The following is a 19,696-nucleotide window of genomic DNA, read 5'->3' on the forward strand; positions in this document are numbered from 1 at the left end:
ATGGACTTCAGTTTAGTTGTAGAAAGTTTTCCAATTTACCTCGAAGGGTTATGGACCACAGTTTGGCTGGTTGCGACTGCTCTCGTCATTGGTCTATTTATCGCTATTCCTATTGCAGTTGCTCGCAACAGTGTACATTACGTTTTGAGTATGCCTTCGTGGGCATTTATTTATTTTTTCCGTGGAACTCCGCTTCTCGTTCAGCTTTATCTCATTTATTACGGTATGGACCAATTTTTTCCCGTAAAAGATACCTTGTGGGAGAATGCTTGGTTTTGCGCCCTTGTCGCATTTGTCTTAAATACTTCCGCGTACACTGCTGAAATCATTCGCGGTGCCATCAATGGGTTGCCCAAAGGGGAAGTGGAAGCTGCAAAAGCTTATGGCATGAGTGTATGGAAAACTTATTACCGTATTATTTTGCCAAGTGCTTTGAGAAGAGCTTTACCTGCATACAGCAATGAAGTCGTGTTTATGTTGCATGGCAGTGCAGTCGCTGGGATTGTGACGATTATGGATTTAACTGGCGCGGCTCGCTTAGTCAACTCTCGTTATTATGCACCGTTTGAGTCTTTCTTAACAGCAGGCTTGTTCTATATGTGCCTAACTTTCATGATTTTATGGTGCTTTAAACAAGCAGAGAAACGATTCTTAGCATACCTAAAACCGCTAAGTTAGAAATGAAAAAAGAGCACCGAAATGGTGCCCTTTCAGTATTATTTCGCCAAAAGTTAATTAGAAAAGCTTGCCCAAATGGGTGCGTGATCAGATGGTTTTTCAATCCCTCTTAACTCGTAATCGATATCAGATTCGGTACATTTTTTTGCTAGTGACGGCGTTGCTAAGATGACATCAATTCTTAGTCCTCGGTTGTCATCAAAACCTCTTGAGCGATAATCAAACCAAGAAAATTTGTCGTCTACTTCGGGGTGTAAATTTCTAAACGTGTCTTCAAAACCCCAGTCTAAAAGTTTGCCTAGCCATTCACGTTCTTCAGGCTGAAAAGAGCACTTGCCGGTTTTTAACCAACGCTTTCTATTCGGTTCACCGATACCAATATCTAAGTCAATTGGGCTTATGTTGATATCACCCATCACTATAACTTGCTCATCGTTGGAGTGATGATCATTTAAATATCCCATCAAGTCTTTATAAAACTGTCGTTTATATGGGAATTTAGTCTCGTGGCTAATGTTGTCACCTTGTGGAAAGTAACCATTGAGAATTGTTACCTTCTGGCCATTTTCATCGTTAAAAGTGGCCATAATCATGCGCTTTTGGTGTTCGTCAGAATCAGTCGGGAATCCCTTTTGCACTGAAATAGGTTCTTGCTTGCACAGCATAGCGACACCGTAGTGAGCTTTTTGACCGTGGTAATAAACTTTGTACCCCATAGCTTCGACATCTCCTATGGGAAATGCTTCATCATGAACTTTAATTTCTTGTAGGCCGATGACATCAGGCTGATGCTTATCTATTAGAGCTTGTAATTGATGTAGTCGAGCGCGGAGGCCGTTGATATTGAAGCTAACTACTTTCATCTTTCTTATCCTTTGAGGGGCCTAAACCAACGTTAAGGCTTGTACTACCAATTCCAGCAATATTTTGCCCACTTAATTGCTGGAAATAGTATAAGTTTTTTTAGAAAGACAGTATAACCAAACAACCTGAAGCTAGCACCTTCAGGCTGTTTGAATATCATGTTGGTAGGGAGAAGGGTGCGACTGTCTAACTTTAGATGTTATTCAACTACAATACGCTTGTGTGCAATCCCAGTATGGCAGTCAATACAAGTCCCACCGTTTTTTTCCATTAGTTCGTGATTTAACCTTGCTCTTTGAGGCTGCGCCGCAAGGTCAAAATTACTTCCTGTATGGCAGTAACGGCAGTTAGCTGAATTGTCTTCTTCCATTGTATCCCAGACCTTTTGCGCGAGTTCTGGTCTGTGCTGTTCAAAATTTTCCTTAGTTATCGTCCCGACCAACATATAGTAAATATCAGCCGTCGCCATAATCTTGACTTTCATTTTGTCGACAAAATCATGCGGTACATGACAATCAGCACAAGTAGCAATGACTTTGTCATTTCTCATGTAGTGATCGGAAGCCTTGTATTCCTGCACGATGGTATCCATTTTCAAGTGACAGCTAAAACAAAAGGCATTTTGATTGCTCAGTACCATGACTCCTTGGAAGCTACCAATAGCGAGTAACAATACAAAGACGCCTATTGGTATGCCTAGCAATAAGGGCGTTTTAAGCCAGCTCCACAACTTGTGGAGCCGACTGCTGCCCTGAGTATCGGACTTGGATTTCCCCATGTCATCCTCCTCAGCACAGAGCAGATTATTTGTTTTCGTTCAGATAGCGAGACTGAAATGCTTTTTGCGCATCCTTGCGAGCTTTCTTCACCGAATCTGGCTCTTTGCCAGTAAACCAAGCATGCTCTGGGCGGTCTAATACCTCTTCGAGGAGCTTTCTTGCCCGTTTAGCGCCTTCAATATTGCCTTTATGTTCTGCTTTTTCGACCACTTCGATATATTGAGGAACCATTTCAATATAGAAACGCTCGGCGACTTCGTACATACCATGCCATTGAACGTAGTCTGGTGCCATCATAGCTGCACCGTGGCGTGCTCTGCGGCCTTCATGGTGCCAAAGGTAGAACCATGTCCATTCTATTTCTTCATCGAAGGCGGTTTCCGTCAACATATTCTCTTGGTAAAGCAAGTCCATCAGATCTTTACCTGGCCGAGCAAACTTCTCGTTATAGAGTTCGACTAGATTATCGAATTGTTGGTAGAAACTGTTGACCATTGATTTAGTGTGGCAGGACTGACAAACATTTTGCATGTCAGCTCTGCGATCTTGCCAACTTTTCGTCTCTATACCTGATGCCTTTGCTTTCGCGTCAATTTTCTCTGAAATGGCTGGGCGTAATGTCCAAGATATTCTATCACCTACATCATGTGTGACGGGGAGCTCGCTGGTCGCAGACATGTGACAGGTTGCGCAGGTCGGTGCGGCGTCGTAGTCTTCACCGACAATCCATTTCGAGGAGTCCATATTCATGCGATCAACATGAGCATAGAAGTTGATACCATGCTTCGATTCTTCGTAAATTTCTTTTTGTGGGTGATCTGGGCCTAGGTGACACTTACCACAAGCTTCAGGACGTCTGGCTTGCACCATATCGAATTCATGACGCTGGTGGCAGGCAGTACAAGCGCCGATCGAGCCATCTGGGTTGATACGGCCAATTCCGGTGTTTGGCCAAGTGGTTGGGTCTAAATCGCCATTTTCTAGCACTTTGACTTCTGAACCGTGACACTGCCAACAGCCACTGACCGCTGCCGGGGATTCACCGTTGAAGGTTAGTGCCCCTTCAACGACTTCCGCTAAGAAGTTGTCGAGAGAACCAATGATTTGTCCTGCTTTTGCGTGATGACTTTTAGCAAATTCTTCAACCTGTTTTGAGTGACAGTTACTGCAATCTTTAGGCGATACAATAACTGCAATATCAAAGCCTTGGTGTTTAATGGCGTCTTTGTCGGAAGGATCGGCTTGGTGGCATTCATAACACCCGACATTAGCACCAAAGTGCTTTGAACGTCCCCATTGTGCGTAAATAGAAGGGTTCTTTTCCTTGTGACAAGCGGCGCACTGTTTACTCTCAGGGCTCAGTTGTGCAAATGGTTTTAAAACCAAGGCTTCCGGCTTAGCATTCGCCGTAACGGGAAAAGCAATTATTAAGATAAATAGTGATGCTAATAAGAGCAGCATCCATGTTGACAGGTTGCCTCGGTTTATATCCATATCGGGCCTCAATTTATCAGTGAAAGGTTCAATTGTATTTACTGAATATCATCCTGATTGATAATTTTAGTGTTAACTAATAATTCCACAATTAAAAAGTGGTTATTTTGAGAAGGAAGCTATCTTCAATCGGAATTATCTGATCTTTTATTGATTTATATCAGTTTGTTAAAGTTGAGGATGTAGAACTAAAATAAGCTCAAAAGGTCAACAGGATCTATGCTTGGGGCGGGCTGTTTTTTGTGGCTGAGCTTTATAGGTGTTGGTTAGTCCGCCAATAATAATCGCTAAAATTCCCATTAAAGTGAGATAGGTGATAGGTTCGTGGAAGAATACAACGCCAAATATCGCAGCAAAAATTAGGTTTGAGTATAGCCAAGGTGCGGTAGCTGTCGCATTTGATGCGGCTCTATAACCTAAATTGCGAATAGTTCGGTTGAGTGCTGAGGCGACGACAAAAACAATTAAAATTAACCAAACCCATATATCAATATGAGGTTTTATCATCGGAGCGTGATCCGTTTGCCAAAGCAATAGCGGTAGGCTAGCGATCCCCGATACTAAAAACGTCCAGCTGACTTGAGAGCTAACTCTTAAATCAGACTTTGAAACGCGGTGAGCAACGATTTGGGTAACCGCTAGTGTTATAGCAGCGATGGCTCCGTATACAAAACCATGATGCAAGCTTATGCTGCCGTCTTCAGTCAGCAAAGATACCCCAGCAAATGAAATAAGTAACGATACAATATTTTTTATTTTTATCGCACGTCGGTAGACCAACCAATCTAAAAATGGAATCAAAAGGGGGGCGAGGCTAATCATTAATGTCGCTCCAATCAAGCTCATGTTAGCTAAAGTTAGTAGCAGCATTAATTGGGTAAACATGATCAAAATACCGTTCAAAATGATTGCTTTTAAATCACCTCCTTTAGGAAACTCAACCCCACCTTGATACATGGTTACGAAACAAATAGCCGCGATAGAGAAGAATCTCACGGAAAGTAAAAAGCCAAGCAACATTTCATTGGTTAATTGCTTTGCTGCCGCACTCTGAATCGCTAGAAAAAATGTTGAAATCACGACCAATAGTGAAGCTTTTATATTGCTATTCATGGTTCTTCTACCCACAAAATAAAACGTAGCTATTATTTTAAAAGGGATCACTCTTATGGGTAGCGATATAAATTTTCACGTTTATTAGTTGAGCTGACAAATGCATCGAAAGAACATCTCTAGTTGACATTGAAGCAACGCTCAACCTCATTTAATAGACTAGAAAGAAATAGTTTTTGTGCCCTTTAACACGAAAGTTGGCTATCTTTAGTAATAAATTTAACATTTTTTTAAACTTACAATTGATTCAAATGGCAAATATGCTCTAATTGGAACGGATATTGCCTAAGCTTATGAGTTTTTGCTTTTTATAAGGACATTGTATGCGAACCCTGTCTGTTCAGTGGAAGATCACCATTCTTGCGGGATGCTGCTTGCTGATTACCTCACTTTCGTTAGTAGGATTTTCTGTTTATAACGCGTTGGGAAATCAAAAGATTATAAAAGAGCAAAGCTCAGAGTCTGTGATAAATAAATCTCAGCAGCTTTTGCAAACTCGAGCCCTGTTTAATGCCTCATTAGTCGCGGAGTTTTTAAATGAGGCTATCTATCGCTCTGAAATGCTAGCAAGTAACGCCTTGTTTTATAAAATCAACACGGAAGAGAACTTTGGTTCCAGTGAAGAGCTGCGAACCGCACTTAATGACATGGTGAAAAGTGCAGTCATCTCTTATAAGAATATTCAAGGTGCATACCTAGTCTTTAAACCGGATATGCTGGATAGTGAAGACAGCAACTACCAAAATGCACACTATGTCGGCTCCAATGAGAAAGGGCGTTTTGCCTCCTACTGGCTAAAAGCTGGAGAGGATGCAAAGGAAAATGTATTGAGTGAAGCAGCTCTGGCAGATTCCGGCAACAGCGAGCGCTTTTTCTGCCCTCTATCTAGCGGCAACACTTGTGTATCGAGTCCTAAGCTAACGCAATCCGGCAACGGCGCTTTACTCACTTCATCTATCTCCGTACCTATCAAGCAAGAAGGAGAAACCATAGGTTTCTTTGGTATTGACTTGAACCTGAATCCACTTGCAGCTATCGCTCAGGAGTCTGATCAGAGTTTATTTAGTGGTTCGGGCAACATTTTTATCATTAGCTTAGACGGGTCTTTAATCGCATCAGACAATGCGGAATTGCCGATTGGTTCGCAATTTAGTAGTAAGCATGTTTCTAGTGAAGCAGTGACTGACTTTTTATTTGGTAATGACGTTGTGACCAAGTGGAGCACTGACGGCGAATGGTTAACGGTGTTCGCGCCAATACAAGTTGCCAACCAAACTTGGGGCGTAATCTTTGAAATGCCAAGAACCACAGTACTGGCAGACGCTGATCACTTGGATCAAATGATCAGTAGCCAAGTGGAAAGAGGCGTTTATGTAGAACTAGGTACTGGTGCAATAACGGTTGTCATTGGCTTAATGGTGATCGCATTTATGTCACGCAGCTTAGTTAAACCAATCCGCGATGTCGTTGCTCGTTTGGATGATATTGCTTCTGGAGAAGGAGACTTAACGCAACGCTTGGAAGTTAAATCTCAGGATGAGATTGGCCAGCTTGCGAGTGGCTTCAATCTGTTTTTGGAGAAATTGCAAAATACCATCAGTCAAGTAGTGGATACAACACACCAAGTTGCTTCTACTACAGAGCAAGCGAAAACGGCGGCGGTACACACTCGTTCAAGTAGTGAGTCGCAATTCAAAGAAGTGGATCTTGTGGCGACAGCGTGTGAAGAGATGACGCAAACTGCGGGGCTGGTGGTACAAAATGCGGAAGTAGCGGTAAATGCTGCGGGAGAAGCGAACGAAGCGGCCAATTCAGGTAAAGAAGTCATTGAGCGCTCGGAGCAAGAGATGATCAAACTCGTTGAGCGCATGACCAGTGCAGTGCCTGTGGTGGAAGAGCTGGCGAAAAACAATGCCAATATCACCGATATATTGACGGTTATCGAAGGCATTTCTGAGCAAACCAATTTGCTGGCTTTGAACGCAGCGATTGAGGCTGCGCGAGCGGGCGAGCAGGGGAGAGGCTTTGCAGTTGTTGCTGATGAGGTAAGAAATCTTGCCAGCCGCACGCAAGATTCTGTTGGTGAAATACGAGAAGTCATTGAAAAAGTTCAACGCGGTACACAAGATGTGGTTGAAGCCATTAACCAAGGTAATGATCTAGCCAATGACTCTGCGCATCAAGTGAACAAAGCGGTCGAAGAACTTAACCACATATTTGAGTCCATTGCGGCGATCAACGATATGAACTCTCAAATCGTTCGCGCTGCTGAAGAGCAGCAAGCTGTTTCTGGAGAAGTTAACCAAAGTGTCACCAACATCCGCGATTTAAGTGCGCAAATTCTTGAGCAAGCTGGCGAGTCAGAAGCGGTAGGTGAGCAAATTGGCACACTATCGAGCAAGCAGCAGCAACTCGTTAATCAATTTAAAGTTTAGTCTTCAAAATACCAATAGCCCTTGTTAACCAGCTCGGTTAGCAAGGCTATTGTTTTAAAGCCAAGTTCTGAGCTGTCAATAGTAAAGCTAGGCCGATTACAAAGTTTATCGGCTATTTGGTTATCTTCTGATGCATCAAACTTTTCTCCATTAACATAAACAGAGTGCTCATCACCGCTGTGATAAAAAGCGCGCAACCCCGCAACTTTAACGAGCCTTGTTTCAGTGGAACAGAGTTCATCAAGAACTTGCTGCTCTGTATAGGCTGGTTCAGGCTCTACGATATCAAGCTGATGGCGAGATTGGCTAAGCATTGATGCCAAAAAATCTTTCATTAATTGGGGCTGGTCGATACTCTTTTCGATGATTGAGCGAAGTTGATCATAGGCTTTACTGCTGATCTCTCCAGTCTTGCTTTGTAGCACAATATTGTCAGTAGTGACATGCGCATCGCCGAGGTTTTCGGCTAAATAAAAATCCGCAAACTGGCTTACTAGCTCTTGCTCTTTTGGGGTGCGATAGCCAATGGAGTAGCTGATACTATTTTCAAGCGCATACCCTTCATGCGGGAAAGCGGGGGGAATATATAAAATATCGCCTGGTTCGAGCACTTCATCGATAATGGCATCGAATTGTTTTATCTGCCTCAATGCATTCGCTTGAATCACTTCTTCGTACTGGCCCTTATCTTCTGCACCAACGCGCCAATGACGTTTGCCAAGCCCTTGAATAATAAATACATCATACTGGTCGATGTGAGGGCCTACACCGCCATTTGGTGTTGAGTAACTAATCATTACATCATCAAATATCCACTGCGGAATTTGCGCAAATGGGGGAACGAGCTCAGCCGCTCCTGAATGCCAGTGATTGGCGGCTTGGATGACTAATTGCCAATGGGTTTCGGGCAGGGAGGTAAATTTACTCTCTTCGAACGGGCCATGTTCTGCCGCCCATTGCTCGTTTGCGTTTGATATAAAGCGAGAGTCTACTTCTTCTTCTAGAGCTAAACCCGCGAGCTCTTCAGGAGTAATTGGGTCAACAAAATTAGCAAAACCCGCTTTAATCACAACGGGCTGTTTCCGCCAGTATTCTGTTATAAACTCCTGTAGAGAGAAAGTCAGTTTATACATCACTGTTCCTTGCGCTTATCTTGTTTTCGATATCATGTTTGACGATTTCTAATGCCGCTAGCGCTGTTTCGAGTTCGACTTCATTGGTTTCCAACAGATAGATAAGATCGACCGCGAGTTTTATCTCATCGGGTGCGTTGTCTAGAGGGTTTGGTTCGGGTTTATTTGGGGTATCGGAACTCATAACTACTGGTTTTTCTCCCTGAAGGTAATTTGTTTCTCTAACTTTAGTTTCGAATCTTGGCATCGCTTAAGGCGCTGCTCTGTTTTTATTAGCGTTTGCTGAGCTTGTGTTTGTTGGTTAAATGGCGCTTGAGCGACAGCCAGCTCTTGTACGCGCACCATATCTTTCAAACGTCGTTCCCACTCTTGGTGCTGGGCCAATTCTTGATAGAGTTGGTTAATCGATTTCCGAAAATGGTGATAATGTTTGGGTTCATCTTTACGAATAGATAGAGTGGATAGCTCGCGTTGGATTGCTTCGATTTGTGCTACCAAACGCTCGGTTAAAAACTCGGCCCGCTGAGGTGTCAGTTTTTCGGCTTGTTGCTCGCGAGTTAGGCTCGATAATGTAGCCTGTGCTTCCTCAACACATGGCACCAATAAGCGGGCTTTACTATGAAATAGGCGCTCATCAAACAAAGCCTGATGGTGTTCACCTCTTTTTCTATCCACTTGCGCAGCATGTTTGCTTAAGCTTTCTAACGTGTTCTCGATTTGGCTAAGTTGTCTCATAAGTTAAAACCACGCTTGGTAGGCCAGTTTAATCGATAATATGCTGACAACGCAGACAAAGACAGGCCGAATAAATTTCGAGCCAAAACGAATGGCCGTGTGTGCACCAACAAAAGCGCCACCCATCAAGCAAACGCCCATTGTTAAGCCTAATACCCAGTGAATATGCCCTAAATAAGCAAATACCAGCAATGAGGTAAAGTTGCTGGTGAAGTTCATCGCTTTTGCTAGCCCAGAAGCGAGCAAAATATTGAGTCTATAAAGAGCCATTGAGCTTACCGTCCAAAAAGCGCCGGTCCCTGGGCCAGCCATGCCATCATAAAAGCCAAGCGCTAAACCTTGTAATTTTTGTTTCTTATGGAATTTTGGATCCGATGTCGGGATGGCATTTTTATGGGCATCAGGGGTTTTGTGCCAGATAGTGTAAATAGCAGCAGCTAAAATAATGAGCGGCAGCGCTTTATCTAAAAAGGCAGTGCTGATTTTATTAACCAAAAGAACGCCTGCGATCGCCCCAACAAATGTGGCGATAAAAGAACGCATCCAATATCTAGGTTTGAACAAGCGCTTTTTATAATAAGTAAATGCTGCCGTTGAAGAAGCAAATGATGCTGCTACTTTATTGGTGCCAAGCGCGATATGTGGAGGCAAGCCCAAAGATAGCAAGGCAGGAACTGTTAACATACCGCCACCGCCAGCAACGGCATCGATAAATCCTGCAATAAATGCAACCAACGCCAAAATAATTAGCGTGGTTGGCTCGATATATTCCATAGGGTATTTTTCTTTTTATAAAGGCTACGTACAGTTTAGAGGCGATTGACCTCTAGTACTCAATATTTCGCTTGAATGGCGGTAGTGAGTCGAGTAATGCTTGGCCATAACGCTTTGTCACGATGCGTCGATCAAGGATGACGACTCTACCAGAATCTTGCTCCTTGCGCAGTAGTCGTCCCACAGATTGAATTAACTTTTTACTCGCTTCTGGGACAGTGATCTGCATAAATGGATTGCCACCCTTATGCTCGATATATTCTGAATGCGCTTGCTCGACAGGTGAGGTTGGCACTGCGAATGGAATTTTAGTAATGATTAAGTTCTCCAGTTGTTCCCCGGGTAGGTCCAAACCTTCAGAGAAGCTACCAGTACCAAAAAGGATGCTGGTTTTACCGCACTGAACGAGGGCTTTATGTTTATTTAGAATTTTAGATCGCGATGCATCGCCTTGAACTTGCAGTGCCCAGCCTTTCTTTATAAATTTTTTGTTCAAACTTTCAGCAACTTGATTCATTTGCCAATAAGAAGCAAACAGAACTAAGTTAGCTTTGTTCTCTGCAATGAGGTTAGGCAGAATTTCACATAAACTGTCAGTGAAGGTATCAGCTGAAGGTTCAAGCTTCATTTTAGGGATAAGTAGTTCACCATTTTCCGTGTAATCAAACGGTGAAGCGAGAGCCAAAAAGCGTGTACCATCTTCTTCTTTATCACTGACTCCTGCTTGTTGGCAGAAAAAACGAAAAGAATTTAACGCTCGCATGGTTGCAGATGTCAGCACAGCTCCGATACATCGGCTCCAGATCTGCTGGTCGAGCTTCCAGCCTGCCTCTAAAGGCGAGACGTTGACAATAAAGTCGCCTTCTTTATCTGGGTGTAATTCTAGCCAGCGAGCGAGTGGTGCGCCTTTTTCTCTTTTTGGTTCAGCCATCAAACTCCAAACCTGAGTAAGGTTTTCCATCCTTTGTATATAAAAGCCGATTTCTGCCAAAGCAGGCTCTGCAAGTTTATTGGACACTTCACCATCTTTTATACGCTCGGCAATTAAGTCGGCAATTTTGTTGATTGCTTGGTAGCCTTTTGAACTGAGCTGCTTTAGTGTTTGAGATTCTTCTTCTAGCCAACTGGGTAGATCTCCGTGTTCAAAGCGGTAACACTTTTCTTCAAAATGCGCAGGGTCAAATCGCCTTGCAAGTTGAGTGAGTGATGGAACAAGCTGCTGGATACTGTCTTGCAGTTCATTGCGAAAACGACTGACACGCTTCTCGTCAGCTAAGTTAGTGTATTTCGTGACTGATTGGTTGAGTTTTTCTAGCCAGCTCGCTGCACCTTTTAAGCTTGCCGCCGCTGAAGAGTGGTCGCGTGCGACCTTTGGCAGGTGGTGCGCTTCGTCAAATACGTAAATGGTATTTTCTGGCTCGGGCAGAATAACGCCTCCCCCTAAGTCAGCATCAGCCATCACTAAGCTATGGTTGGCGACAATCACATCGGCTTTATCCAGTTCAGCTCGAGCTTTCTGAAAAGGGCACTGCCTGTGGGCGGGCAGACTATTGTTGCAGCTATGCTTGTCGCTTACAATCAATGACCACAACTCATCTTTGATGGTTTCGGGCCATGAGTCTCTGTCACCGTCCCATTTCCCATTCGCCAAGCTTTTATACAACTCTTGTAATAGCTTGATATCGTTTTCTTTAGGCTTCGACTCGAAAATGGCTAGCTGTCCGCCATCGGTGCCACTCGCCACCATCAATTTTTCTGCGCAGCAGTATCGCTGTCTTCCTTTGACCAACTGAAAGCGAAAATCCAAATCAGTGATGCGCCTAAACAAAGGAAGGTCTTTATCCAATAGCTGCTCTTGCAGCGCCACCGTTGCAGTTGAAATGACGACTTTACGATTGTTTAGGACCGCGACGGGTACGGCCGCCATTAGATAAGAAAGCGACTTACCGATCCCTGTTCCCGCTTCCGCCACGATTAGACGATTGGATTTGTGATACTCCCCGCACAAGGTTTTAGCAATTTCAGCCACTAGATAATTCTGCGCTCTACGTGGCACAAAGTTTTCCAATTGAGTTTGCAAGTTTTGATAGCTGTTTCTTATCGAGGATTGGATATTATTCGCTGGCATAAAGGGACCGAGTTATTTGAAGGCTAGGGCGCATTAACCGAAAAAGGTTAGCGCGTACTAGATACTAACACACTTTCACACATGCTATTGAGTTCACGAATTAGATTTTTTTTAAGCTAAAAATAGATCTAACTCACAAAATAAAATTCCGTAAAAAACCTGTAAATAAAAATAAAGTCACTAGTTTATAAAACTAATATTTAATAAATAATTAGAACTATATTCTGATTATCCATCTTGATTATTGATTTTAACAGCACAAAGCTTTGAATGTTGAACTTGTGTTACAAAATAATGATTTACGTGCTAATACTTAAGTAAATACTTATAAATCAAGTTTTTACATTAAAGTGTATGATTTTAAAGGATTTTATTTATTTTTATATATTAATTTTTAGGCTATTTGACAGCTTGGGGATTCTCTAGCAAGCTTAGCTACGGAATTTTACGGTAGTGACATCCGACCATTTAAGAGTTTGAGTGATTACCAGAAACATAAAGGGAACCGGATAAGGACTTCCCGCTAAGAAAAGGCAGTGGATTACTATGAAAAAGACGCTAATCGCTCTAGCGGTGCTAGCTACGGCTGGTACTGCAAACGCAGCACAAATCTATGGATCAGATACTTCAAAAGTGTCTCTAAAAGGTGAGATTGACTCGTACATTTCTGACTGGCAGCGCGATACAAGCGCTACAACCAAAGATAAGTACAACACAGATGTTGATCTATGGGCAAAAATTCAAGTTGATGCTGAGCATGACCTAGGTAACGGATACACAGCATTTGGTTCATTTGAGATCGAAGCTGGATCTGGCTGGCTACCTGAAGATAACGGTGCTTATAGTGCTACATTTGATGACCTATATGCTGGTGTGAAAACTGACACTTGGGGTGTGGTTGCTGGTGAACATGGTGATTGGGCGGACTCAATGGACGCTACTGAGAAAGACGACATCACTAACGAAGGTTATTACTTAGGTAATGCTGGTGGCCACCACACTGAGTCTGCTGGCCACGGTATTGGGTTTAAATTCTATGGTGTCGACAACCTTACTCTTGTTGCTGACGTGACAACTGACCAAACTGATGGTGTATCTCCTACAGTAGGTGTTTCAGCTGACTACACTATGGGTGCTTTCTCTCTAGGTGCTTCATATCAGTCTGGTGATCAGGCTACTGGCGTTACTACTACTGATTCAACGTACGCAGGTACTGATTATTACAAAGCAGGCGCTTCTGCTTCTGCTACGTTTGGTGGTCTCTATGTAGCTGCAACTTATGTAGCATATGAAGGTGTATCTGACTTTGGTTTCTGGGATGCTGGTAACTCTGCCACTACAGGTACTTTCTACGAAGGTAACTCAATTGGCGCTGCTGTAGCGTACACAATTGATAGCACTCGTGTGTATGCGACGTACTCATTATTGTCTAACGATAAAGCAACAACCGTTACTTCTTCTTCAAGCACTACTGCTGACGTTAATAACGCAGACGTTACAACATGGCTTATTGGTGTAGATCACCAAGTGTCAGACAACCTTCTAGCATTCGTGGAGTACCAAACAGCTACAGCAGACTCAGGAAACGGCTTTGCAACAGCTGATCTAGATGCTTATTCATGGGTAGTAGGTACATACTACACTTTCTAAGTTCTTAACAAACTTAGTATTAAATCTAAAGCCAACGTGTTACGTTGGCTTTTTCTTTTGAGCTATTAAGGAGAATAGTATGTTATTTAAGAAGTTTTTCTTGGGGTTCGTTTTATTGACCTTTACCAGTTTGGTTTCTGCAACGACTTTAAAAGCTAATACAGGAGTTGAAATTGCCATATTGAATGGTGAAAAAGTAGAAAGCAAAACTGTGGAGTTGCAGCCAGGGGAGAACCAGTTAGTACTAGAGTTTGGGGCTAGATTACAAAAGGGAGCACAAAGAGAGTATTTGAGCTTTTATCCTTATGTGGTGGTGATTAACAGTAAAGATTATAAAACTGTAGATGTCAGTGTTGCTTCTAATCGTTACTCAAAAGTAAAAGAACTTTCCGATGCAAAGAAACCGGTTTACAAGTTTGTTGCCGATGGCAAAGAGATCGATAGTAAACAATTCGTCCTTCCTGCTCCAGAAGGTGCCTTCCCTTACCGTGATGTATTGGCGTTAATCACCAGCTACAACAAAGAACACGGCCTAGTATTTGAGTCGGGCAAAATCCGCGAGCTGAAAAAAGAAATCCAACAAACGAATGGTGGTAAAGCGGTCACTGGTGAAACCGAAAATATTCTTCAGCTTAAGCTTTGGTATAGCCGCGCTAACAAAGAAGAGCGTGCACAGTTTGAGCAGTGGGTGAAATCCCAGTCCTAATTATTTAGGGGGAATCGAACAAGATTTAATAGATAATAGTCTCATTGCTATATGTTGGGAGCCAAGTGTCGGCTCCCTTATTAATGCGAAGAAAATAGCGTTTGTTATAAGCTTTGAAAACACTCAGGGCTATTTAACGCAGCCTCAATTGCACTCACTAGTTTTTCTATGTGCTCTGGTTTACTGATAAATGGCGGCATCATATAAATGAGCCTGCCAAATGGCCGGATATAAACGCCATGCTCTACAAACAGCTTTTGAATGGGCTCCATGTTGACGGGCTTGGTGGTTTCCACTACACCAATCGCGCCAAGCCAGCGAGTATCTTTGACTAATTCATAGTGATTCAGTTTTGGTAAAAGCTCTGCGAACAGTTGTTCAATTTGTTTTGTTTGTGCCTGCCAATCGTTTTTTTCAATCAACTCTAAGCTCGCGTTGGCCACAGCACAAGCAAGTGGATTGGCCATAAAAGTTGGGCCATGCATAAAGCAGCCAGCTTCACCGCCACATACTGTCATTGCCACTACTTTGGTAGTGATAGCAGCGGATAATGTCATGTAGCCGCTAGTCAATGCTTTGCCCACACACATAATATCTGGCTTGATACCAGCGTGTTCACAACCAAACAGTTTTCCAGTGCGACCAAAACCTGTTGCGATTTCGTCCAAAATTAACAACACACCAAACTCGTCACACAAGCTTCTTACTTGGCGCAAAAATTCAGGGTGATAGAGTCGCATTCCTCCAGCGCCTTGCACAATGGGCTCTAATATAACAGCTGCCACTTCATTATGATGATCCGTTAGCTTTTGCTTGAAATCGTCAATATCACTTTGTTGCCAGTCATCCCAAAAGCCAGTTTTTGGCGATTCGGCAAAAATGTGTTCTGGCAAAAAGCCTTTGTAAAGAGAGTGCATCGAATTGTTTGGATCGGTCACCGACATAGCGGCAAAGGTATCGCCATGGTAACCGTCACGAACAGTCAAAAACTTTGGCCGTTTTTCACCTTTTGCATGCCAATACTGCAGCGCCATTTTTAAAGACACCTCAACAGAAACGGATCCAGAGTCCGCCAAGAACACATGCTCTAAGTTATCAGGAACCAAGTTAAGCAGTCGCTTACATAAATTAATGGCGGGCTCATGGGTAATGCCACCAAACATCACATGAGACATTTTATCTATTTGCCCATGAGCAGCAGCATTCAGGTGGGGATGATTATAACCATGAATGGCTGCCCACCAAGAAGACATACCATCGATTACTTCTCTGCCATCTTCTAATTGAAAGTAGGCATCTCTAGCACCAACAACTGGATAGCAGGTGAGTGGATCAATGGTGGAAGTATAAGGGTGCCATATGTGCTGACGATCAAACTCTAAATCCATAAAGCCCTCAGATTAAAAATTAACCAATTGTAAACTTTGATTTTTATGATATGTTGACAGTTTATCTCTTGTCGGTAGACTAGCCAACAAAATTATCCCTCTAATAAAAAGGTAGCTCTGTGGAAGTGCGTCAAAACTGGACTGTAGAAGAAGTACGTGAACTGTTAAATAAACCCTTTATGGATCTTATTTTCCAAGCGCAGCAAGTGCATAGGCAATATCACCCTCACAACTATGTTCAGGTCAGTACGTTGCTCTCTATTAAAACAGGTGCGTGCCCTGAAGATTGCAAATACTGCCCGCAAAGTGCTCATTACCGCACTGACGTTGAGCGCGAACGCTTGATGGAAGTTGAGCGTGTATTAGATGCTGCCGAGAAAGCTAAAAATGCCGGCTCAACGCGTTTTTGTATGGGTGCTGCATGGAAAAATCCAAAAGAGCGCGATATGCCGCACTTAATCCAGATGATTAAAGGTGTGAAAGATCTCGGCTTAGAAACCTGCATGACACTTGGCATGCTTTCTTCAGAGCAAGCGAAAGAGCTTTCTGATGCTGGCTTAGACTACTACAATCACAACTTGGATACGTCTCCAGAATATTACGGCAATATCATTACTACCCGCACCTACCAAGATCGTTTAGATACGCTTTCCCATGTTCGTGATGCCGGGATGAAAGTTTGCTCAGGCGGCATTATTGGTATGGGCGAAAGCACCAATGACCGTGCAGGTTTGCTTGTTGAACTCGCCAACTTGCCAACTCAACCAGAGAGTGTGCCAATCAATATGTTGGTCAAAGTGAAGGGCACTCCCTTAGAAGAAGTAGAAGATGTGGATCATTTCGACTTTATTAAGCTAGTCGCTGTCGCACGCATCATGATGCCAAAATCTGCAGTGCGCTTATCAGCAGGCCGTGAAGGCATGAATGAGCAAACTCAAGCGCTTTGTTTTATGGCTGGTGCGAACTCCATTTTTTACGGTTGTAAGTTACTGACTACGCCAAACCCAGATGAAGACAGTGATATGCAACTGTTTAAGAGGTTAGGTATCAATAGCGAGCAAGTTGTACAGAAGCCAGACGTGATTCAAGAAAGTGAATTGCTTGACCAAGTTGTAGAACAAGTAGCGGCGCGACCAGCGGAAGACGATTTATTCTACGATGCCAGTGTTTGATTCTCGAATTTCCCAAGCGCTTGAAAAAAGGCGGCAAGAGGAATTAACAAGGAGGTTAGTGCCGTTTGAACACGGTAATACTGCCGAACTGGTGTCTCAAAACCGTCCATACGTCAACTTCTCTAGCAACGACTACCTAGGGCTAGCGGCGGATGCTGAGTTAGCGAAAGCGTGGCAGCAAGGGTTGGCTCTTTATGGGTGTGGTAGTGGCGCATCTCCACTCGTCACTGGCTTTAGTCATGCACATCAAAAGCTTGAGCAAGCACTTTGTGACTGGCTTGAATATGATCGCGCTATTTTGTTTAGCTCTGGCTTTTCCGCGAATCAAGCTTTGCTGTTTAGCTTGATGAAAAAGGGCGATCTGTTAATTCAAGATAAACTCAATCATGCTTCCTTGATGGAAGCAGGCAGCTTGTGTCCAGCCACTATGAAGCGGTTTAGGCATGGCAGTATCGAGCACCTTTCTGATCTGTTAGATGAAGAAAGTCATTCTCTTGTTGTGACGGAAGGTGTATTTAGCATGGACGGAGACCAGTCACCACTGCAAAAGATTGAGCAAACCTGTCGAGGAAAAGCGTGGTTAGCCGTTGATGATGCTCATGGTATAGGTGTGCTAGGTGAAAATGGGCGAGGAAGTACTTTCTTGCAAGGTGTGAAACCACAAATTTTGGTTGTCACTTTCGGCAAAGCATTTGGTTTATCGGGCGCAGCGATTTTGTGCAGTGAACAGGTAGGAGACTATTTAACTCAGTTTTCTCGCCATCATGTTTATTCGACGGCAATTCCACCTTCCCAAGCGCATGCACTTCATCATGCTCTGACAATGATTCAATCTCAGCAGTGGCGCCGAGACAAACTCGCCGAATTGCAATCTGTTTATCGTGAAAAGCTTGAAGGTATAAATGGTTATATTGATACTCAAACTCCAATTAAGCCTTTGATTATTGGTAAAGCCGAAAATGCACTTGCATGCGCTGATCTGTTGCGAAAACAGGGTTTTTGGGCCACGGCTATTCGTCAACCTACTGTACCAAAAGGCCAAGCTAGAATAAGACTGACACTTACAGCGAATCATAGCAAAGAGCAGGTCGGCAACTTGTGCGATTCAGTTCTAAGTGCAATGGAGAAAATAAATTTATGATGCTTGGCACTTCAAACTCAGCCCAAACTTATATTGGTAGCGAGATCGTGGATAAAGAAGCGGTGGCCAGTGCATTTTGTAAAGCGTCTAGCACCTATGATAATTGTGCAGAACTGCAACGAAATGTTGGACAGCAGTTGCTCAACAAGCTACCACAAGATTTGTCCGGTAAAGTTGTACTCGACTTAGGTTGTGGAACAGGTTTTTTTACACAAAAGCTATTGGCTCGTGGTGCAAATGTCCTATGTGTTGATATCTCTGCTGGTATGCTTACTGCCGCTGAGCAACGTTGCGGCAACATCAACGTAACTTATTTACTCGCAGATGCTGAGAAACTGCCGTTAGAGGATAGCAGCGTCGATTTTGTATTTTCTAGTTTGGCACTACAATGGTGTGCAGACTTAGTCGTACCCTTACGGGAAATGAAGCGCGTTGCGAAGGGGAATGGGGCACTTTTCTTTTCAACCTTGCTGGATGGTTCACTCTCTGAACTCAAACAAGCGTGGGCGAACGTTGATTCGTATCAACATGTCAATGACTTCATAAGTAACAATCAAGTAAAAATTGCGTTAGCGCAATCTCATTGTGTCGACCATGAATTAGACTGTCGGAAAATTACGGTTTGGTACCAGTCTGCATTTGATCTAATGCGTGATTTAAAAGGGATTGGTGCTAATCATGTTGTTGGTCGTTCACAAGGGCTAACAAGTCGCAAAGCGCTTATGCAAGTTGAGCAAGCGTATGAAGTTTTCAAGAACCATTTAGGTCTCTTACCTGCTAGTTATCAGGTATGTTTGGGGGTTATTCACCTATGATTGATGCACTATTTGTTGCGGGAACAGACACGGATGTTGGAAAAACTGTCGCATCTAAAGCAATATTAAATGCTTTTGCGACCAAAGGACTACTGACTATTGGCTACAAACCTGTAGCAGCAGGATGTGATAATACAGATGAAGGCTTTCGTAGCTCCGATGCCCTGCACCTTCAACAGGCCGCAACTCAAAAAGTCGCTTATGATGACGTTAATCCGTATGCTCTAGAGTTACCCGCTTCTCCGCATATTGCGGCGAAGAAAGAGAACGTTGAGATCGATTATCAAGTGCTGAGTGAAAAGCTGGCCAAGCACAAAACGAATTCAGATATTGTGTTGGTTGAAGGAGCTGGCGGTTGGCGTGTCCCTGTCTCTGACGAAGATTACTTGTCAACGTGGGTGAAGAGAGAAAAGCTGCCAGTAGTGTTGGTTGTAGGGATTAAACTTGGCTGTTTAAACCATGCTATTTTAACTGCTGAGCAAATTCGAGCTGACGGCTTAGAAATTGTTGGTTGGGTAGCGAACAGAGTGAATCCTGGTACGGAACATTACGCTGAGATCATCAAAATGCTTGAGCAAAAAATTGCCGCGCCTAAAATTGGTGAAATTCCTTATCTGCCAAGCGTGACAAGGAAAGATTTGTCTAAATACATCAAGCCTGAAGCTATTCTGAATTCGTAACGCAAAAAATA

General features: G+C 43.3%; 18 protein-coding genes. 8 read left to right on the forward strand and 10 right to left on the reverse strand.

Translation table 11 applies throughout. From position 1 onward, the window contains the following. Positions 1–678: an ABC transporter permease gene (locus ACM2FC_RS15760; RefSeq protein WP_498481918.1), complete on the forward strand. Its 678-nt coding sequence runs from the start codon at positions 1–3 to the stop codon at positions 676–678. Positions 679–731: 53 nt separating this feature from the next. Here the strand turns inward: ACM2FC_RS15760 and xthA are convergent, their stop codons facing one another. The 4 genes from xthA to ACM2FC_RS15780 all read right to left on the reverse strand — a co-directional run bounded on the left by xthA (position 732) and on the right by ACM2FC_RS15780 (position 4,928). Further along, complete coding sequence (gene xthA / locus ACM2FC_RS15765; protein WP_498481919.1) at positions 732–1,541, reverse strand: exodeoxyribonuclease III; 810 nt, start codon at positions 1,539–1,541, stop codon at positions 732–734. 200 nt (positions 1,542–1,741) lie between these two features. Next, positions 1,742–2,320, reverse strand: a complete 579-nt coding sequence (locus ACM2FC_RS15770; protein ID WP_498481920.1) for a NapC/NirT family cytochrome c — start codon at positions 2,318–2,320, stop codon at positions 1,742–1,744. A 25-nt stretch (positions 2,321–2,345) separates the two neighbouring features. Further along, entirely contained in the window at positions 2,346–3,815 is a 1,470-nt protein-coding gene (locus ACM2FC_RS15775; protein WP_498481921.1) for a multiheme c-type cytochrome, read from the reverse strand. 207 nt (positions 3,816–4,022) lie between these two features. Further along, positions 4,023–4,928, reverse strand: coding sequence for a DMT family transporter (locus ACM2FC_RS15780; protein ID WP_498481922.1), 906 nt, complete (start codon positions 4,926–4,928; stop codon positions 4,023–4,025). A gap of 323 nt (positions 4,929–5,251) precedes the next feature. Between ACM2FC_RS15780 and ACM2FC_RS15785 the strand changes: the two genes are divergently transcribed. Next, positions 5,252–7,363: a methyl-accepting chemotaxis protein gene (locus tag ACM2FC_RS15785; protein WP_498481923.1), complete on the forward strand. Its 2,112-nt coding sequence runs from the start codon at positions 5,252–5,254 to the stop codon at positions 7,361–7,363. On the opposite strand, the gene ACM2FC_RS15790 is transcribed toward ACM2FC_RS15785, so the two are convergent. From ACM2FC_RS15790 to dinG, 5 genes are read right to left on the reverse strand one after another with little or no spacing between them, the layout of a single operon-like run. Then, the gene (locus ACM2FC_RS15790; protein ID WP_498481924.1) at positions 7,360–8,496 is read right to left on the reverse strand and encodes a ribosomal protein uL16 3-hydroxylase; all 1,137 of its coding nucleotides are present in this window, start codon (positions 8,494–8,496) and stop codon (positions 7,360–7,362) included. The genes ACM2FC_RS15785 and ACM2FC_RS15790 overlap by 4 nt on opposite strands. Continuing rightward, entirely contained in the window at positions 8,489–8,680 is a 192-nt protein-coding gene (rsmS, locus tag ACM2FC_RS15795; RefSeq protein ID WP_498481925.1) for a pleiotropic regulatory protein RsmS, read from the reverse strand. Before rsmS ends, ACM2FC_RS15790 begins: the two co-directional genes overlap by 8 nt. 2 nt (positions 8,681–8,682) lie before the next feature. Beyond that, positions 8,683–9,231 carry a primosomal replication protein gene (locus tag ACM2FC_RS15800; protein WP_498481926.1) on the reverse strand — a complete coding sequence of 183 codons (549 nt, stop codon included), beginning with the start codon at positions 9,229–9,231 and terminating at the stop codon, positions 8,683–8,685. 3 nt (positions 9,232–9,234) lie between these two features. Beyond that, a complete protein-coding gene (locus ACM2FC_RS15805) occupies positions 9,235–10,005 on the reverse strand; it encodes a sulfite exporter TauE/SafE family protein (protein WP_498481927.1) in 771 nt (256 codons plus the stop codon). A 52-nt stretch (positions 10,006–10,057) separates the two neighbouring features. Then, positions 10,058–12,133: an ATP-dependent DNA helicase DinG gene (gene dinG / locus ACM2FC_RS15810; RefSeq protein ID WP_498481928.1), complete on the reverse strand. Its 2,076-nt coding sequence runs from the start codon at positions 12,131–12,133 to the stop codon at positions 10,058–10,060. 546 nt (positions 12,134–12,679) lie between these two features. Between dinG and ACM2FC_RS15815 the strand changes: the two genes are divergently transcribed. Together ACM2FC_RS15815 and ACM2FC_RS15820 are read left to right on the forward strand one after the other, a co-directional pair. After that, the gene (locus tag ACM2FC_RS15815; protein ID WP_498481929.1) at positions 12,680–13,783 is read left to right on the forward strand and encodes a porin; all 1,104 of its coding nucleotides are present in this window, start codon (positions 12,680–12,682) and stop codon (positions 13,781–13,783) included. Between the two features lie 79 nt (positions 13,784–13,862). Next, positions 13,863–14,489: a DUF2057 family protein gene (locus tag ACM2FC_RS15820; RefSeq protein ID WP_498481930.1), complete on the forward strand. Its 627-nt coding sequence runs from the start codon at positions 13,863–13,865 to the stop codon at positions 14,487–14,489. A 104-nt stretch (positions 14,490–14,593) separates the two neighbouring features. Here the strand turns inward: ACM2FC_RS15820 and bioA are convergent, their stop codons facing one another. Beyond that, on the reverse strand, positions 14,594–15,877 hold the full coding sequence (bioA, locus tag ACM2FC_RS15825) for an adenosylmethionine--8-amino-7-oxononanoate transaminase (protein ID WP_498481931.1): 1,284 nt from the start codon (positions 15,875–15,877) through the stop codon (positions 14,594–14,596). A 119-nt stretch (positions 15,878–15,996) separates the two neighbouring features. Between bioA and bioB the strand changes: the two genes are divergently transcribed. Genes bioB through bioD form a run of 4 tightly spaced genes read left to right on the forward strand, consistent with a single transcriptional unit; the run spans position 15,997 to position 19,685 of the window. Continuing rightward, on the forward strand, positions 15,997–17,049 hold the full coding sequence (bioB, locus tag ACM2FC_RS15830; protein ID WP_498481932.1) for a biotin synthase BioB: 1,053 nt from the start codon (positions 15,997–15,999) through the stop codon (positions 17,047–17,049). Further along, positions 17,036–18,190: an 8-amino-7-oxononanoate synthase gene (gene bioF / locus ACM2FC_RS15835; RefSeq protein WP_498481933.1), complete on the forward strand. Its 1,155-nt coding sequence runs from the start codon at positions 17,036–17,038 to the stop codon at positions 18,188–18,190. Before bioB ends, bioF begins: the two co-directional genes overlap by 14 nt. Then, positions 18,187–19,005, forward strand: a complete 819-nt coding sequence (gene bioC / locus ACM2FC_RS15840) for a malonyl-ACP O-methyltransferase BioC (RefSeq protein WP_498481934.1) — start codon at positions 18,187–18,189, stop codon at positions 19,003–19,005. The genes bioF and bioC overlap by 4 nt, the downstream gene beginning before the upstream one ends. After that, positions 19,002–19,685 carry a dethiobiotin synthase gene (gene bioD / locus ACM2FC_RS15845; protein WP_498481935.1) on the forward strand — a complete coding sequence of 228 codons (684 nt, stop codon included), beginning with the start codon at positions 19,002–19,004 and terminating at the stop codon, positions 19,683–19,685. Before bioC ends, bioD begins: the two co-directional genes overlap by 4 nt. Positions 19,686–19,696: the final 11 nt, after the last annotated feature.

It is taken from the genome of Vibrio sp. A37 (assembly GCF_059777565.1).

Excerpts from the sequence above, each read along its gene's own strand:
- ACM2FC_RS15760 (WP_498481918.1), top strand. The coding sequence starts at position 1 with ATGGACTTCAGTTTAGTTGTAGAAAGTTTTCCAATTTACCTCGAAGGG.
- xthA (WP_498481919.1), bottom strand. The coding sequence starts at position 1,541 with ATGAAAGTAGTTAGCTTCAATATCAACGGCCTCCGCGCTCGACTACAT.
- ACM2FC_RS15770 (WP_498481920.1), bottom strand. The coding sequence starts at position 2,320 with ATGGGGAAATCCAAGTCCGATACTCAGGGCAGCAGTCGGCTCCACAAG.
- ACM2FC_RS15775 (WP_498481921.1), bottom strand. The coding sequence starts at position 3,815 with ATGGATATAAACCGAGGCAACCTGTCAACATGGATGCTGCTCTTATTA.
- ACM2FC_RS15780 (WP_498481922.1), bottom strand. The coding sequence starts at position 4,928 with ATGAATAGCAATATAAAAGCTTCACTATTGGTCGTGATTTCAACATTT.
- ACM2FC_RS15785 (WP_498481923.1), top strand. The coding sequence starts at position 5,252 with ATGCGAACCCTGTCTGTTCAGTGGAAGATCACCATTCTTGCGGGATGC.
- ACM2FC_RS15790 (WP_498481924.1), bottom strand. The coding sequence starts at position 8,496 with ATGTATAAACTGACTTTCTCTCTACAGGAGTTTATAACAGAATACTGG.
- rsmS (WP_498481925.1), bottom strand. The coding sequence starts at position 8,680 with ATGAGTTCCGATACCCCAAATAAACCCGAACCAAACCCTCTAGACAAC.
- ACM2FC_RS15800 (WP_498481926.1), bottom strand. The coding sequence starts at position 9,231 with ATGAGACAACTTAGCCAAATCGAGAACACGTTAGAAAGCTTAAGCAAA.
- ACM2FC_RS15805 (WP_498481927.1), bottom strand. The coding sequence starts at position 10,005 with ATGGAATATATCGAGCCAACCACGCTAATTATTTTGGCGTTGGTTGCA.
- dinG (WP_498481928.1), bottom strand. The coding sequence starts at position 12,133 with ATGCCAGCGAATAATATCCAATCCTCGATAAGAAACAGCTATCAAAAC.
- ACM2FC_RS15815 (WP_498481929.1), top strand. The coding sequence starts at position 12,680 with ATGAAAAAGACGCTAATCGCTCTAGCGGTGCTAGCTACGGCTGGTACT.
- ACM2FC_RS15820 (WP_498481930.1), top strand. The coding sequence starts at position 13,863 with ATGTTATTTAAGAAGTTTTTCTTGGGGTTCGTTTTATTGACCTTTACC.
- bioA (WP_498481931.1), bottom strand. The coding sequence starts at position 15,877 with ATGGATTTAGAGTTTGATCGTCAGCACATATGGCACCCTTATACTTCC.
- bioF (WP_498481933.1), top strand. The coding sequence starts at position 17,036 with ATGCCAGTGTTTGATTCTCGAATTTCCCAAGCGCTTGAAAAAAGGCGG.
- bioC (WP_498481934.1), top strand. The coding sequence starts at position 18,187 with ATGATGCTTGGCACTTCAAACTCAGCCCAAACTTATATTGGTAGCGAG.
- bioD (WP_498481935.1), top strand. The coding sequence starts at position 19,002 with ATGATTGATGCACTATTTGTTGCGGGAACAGACACGGATGTTGGAAAA.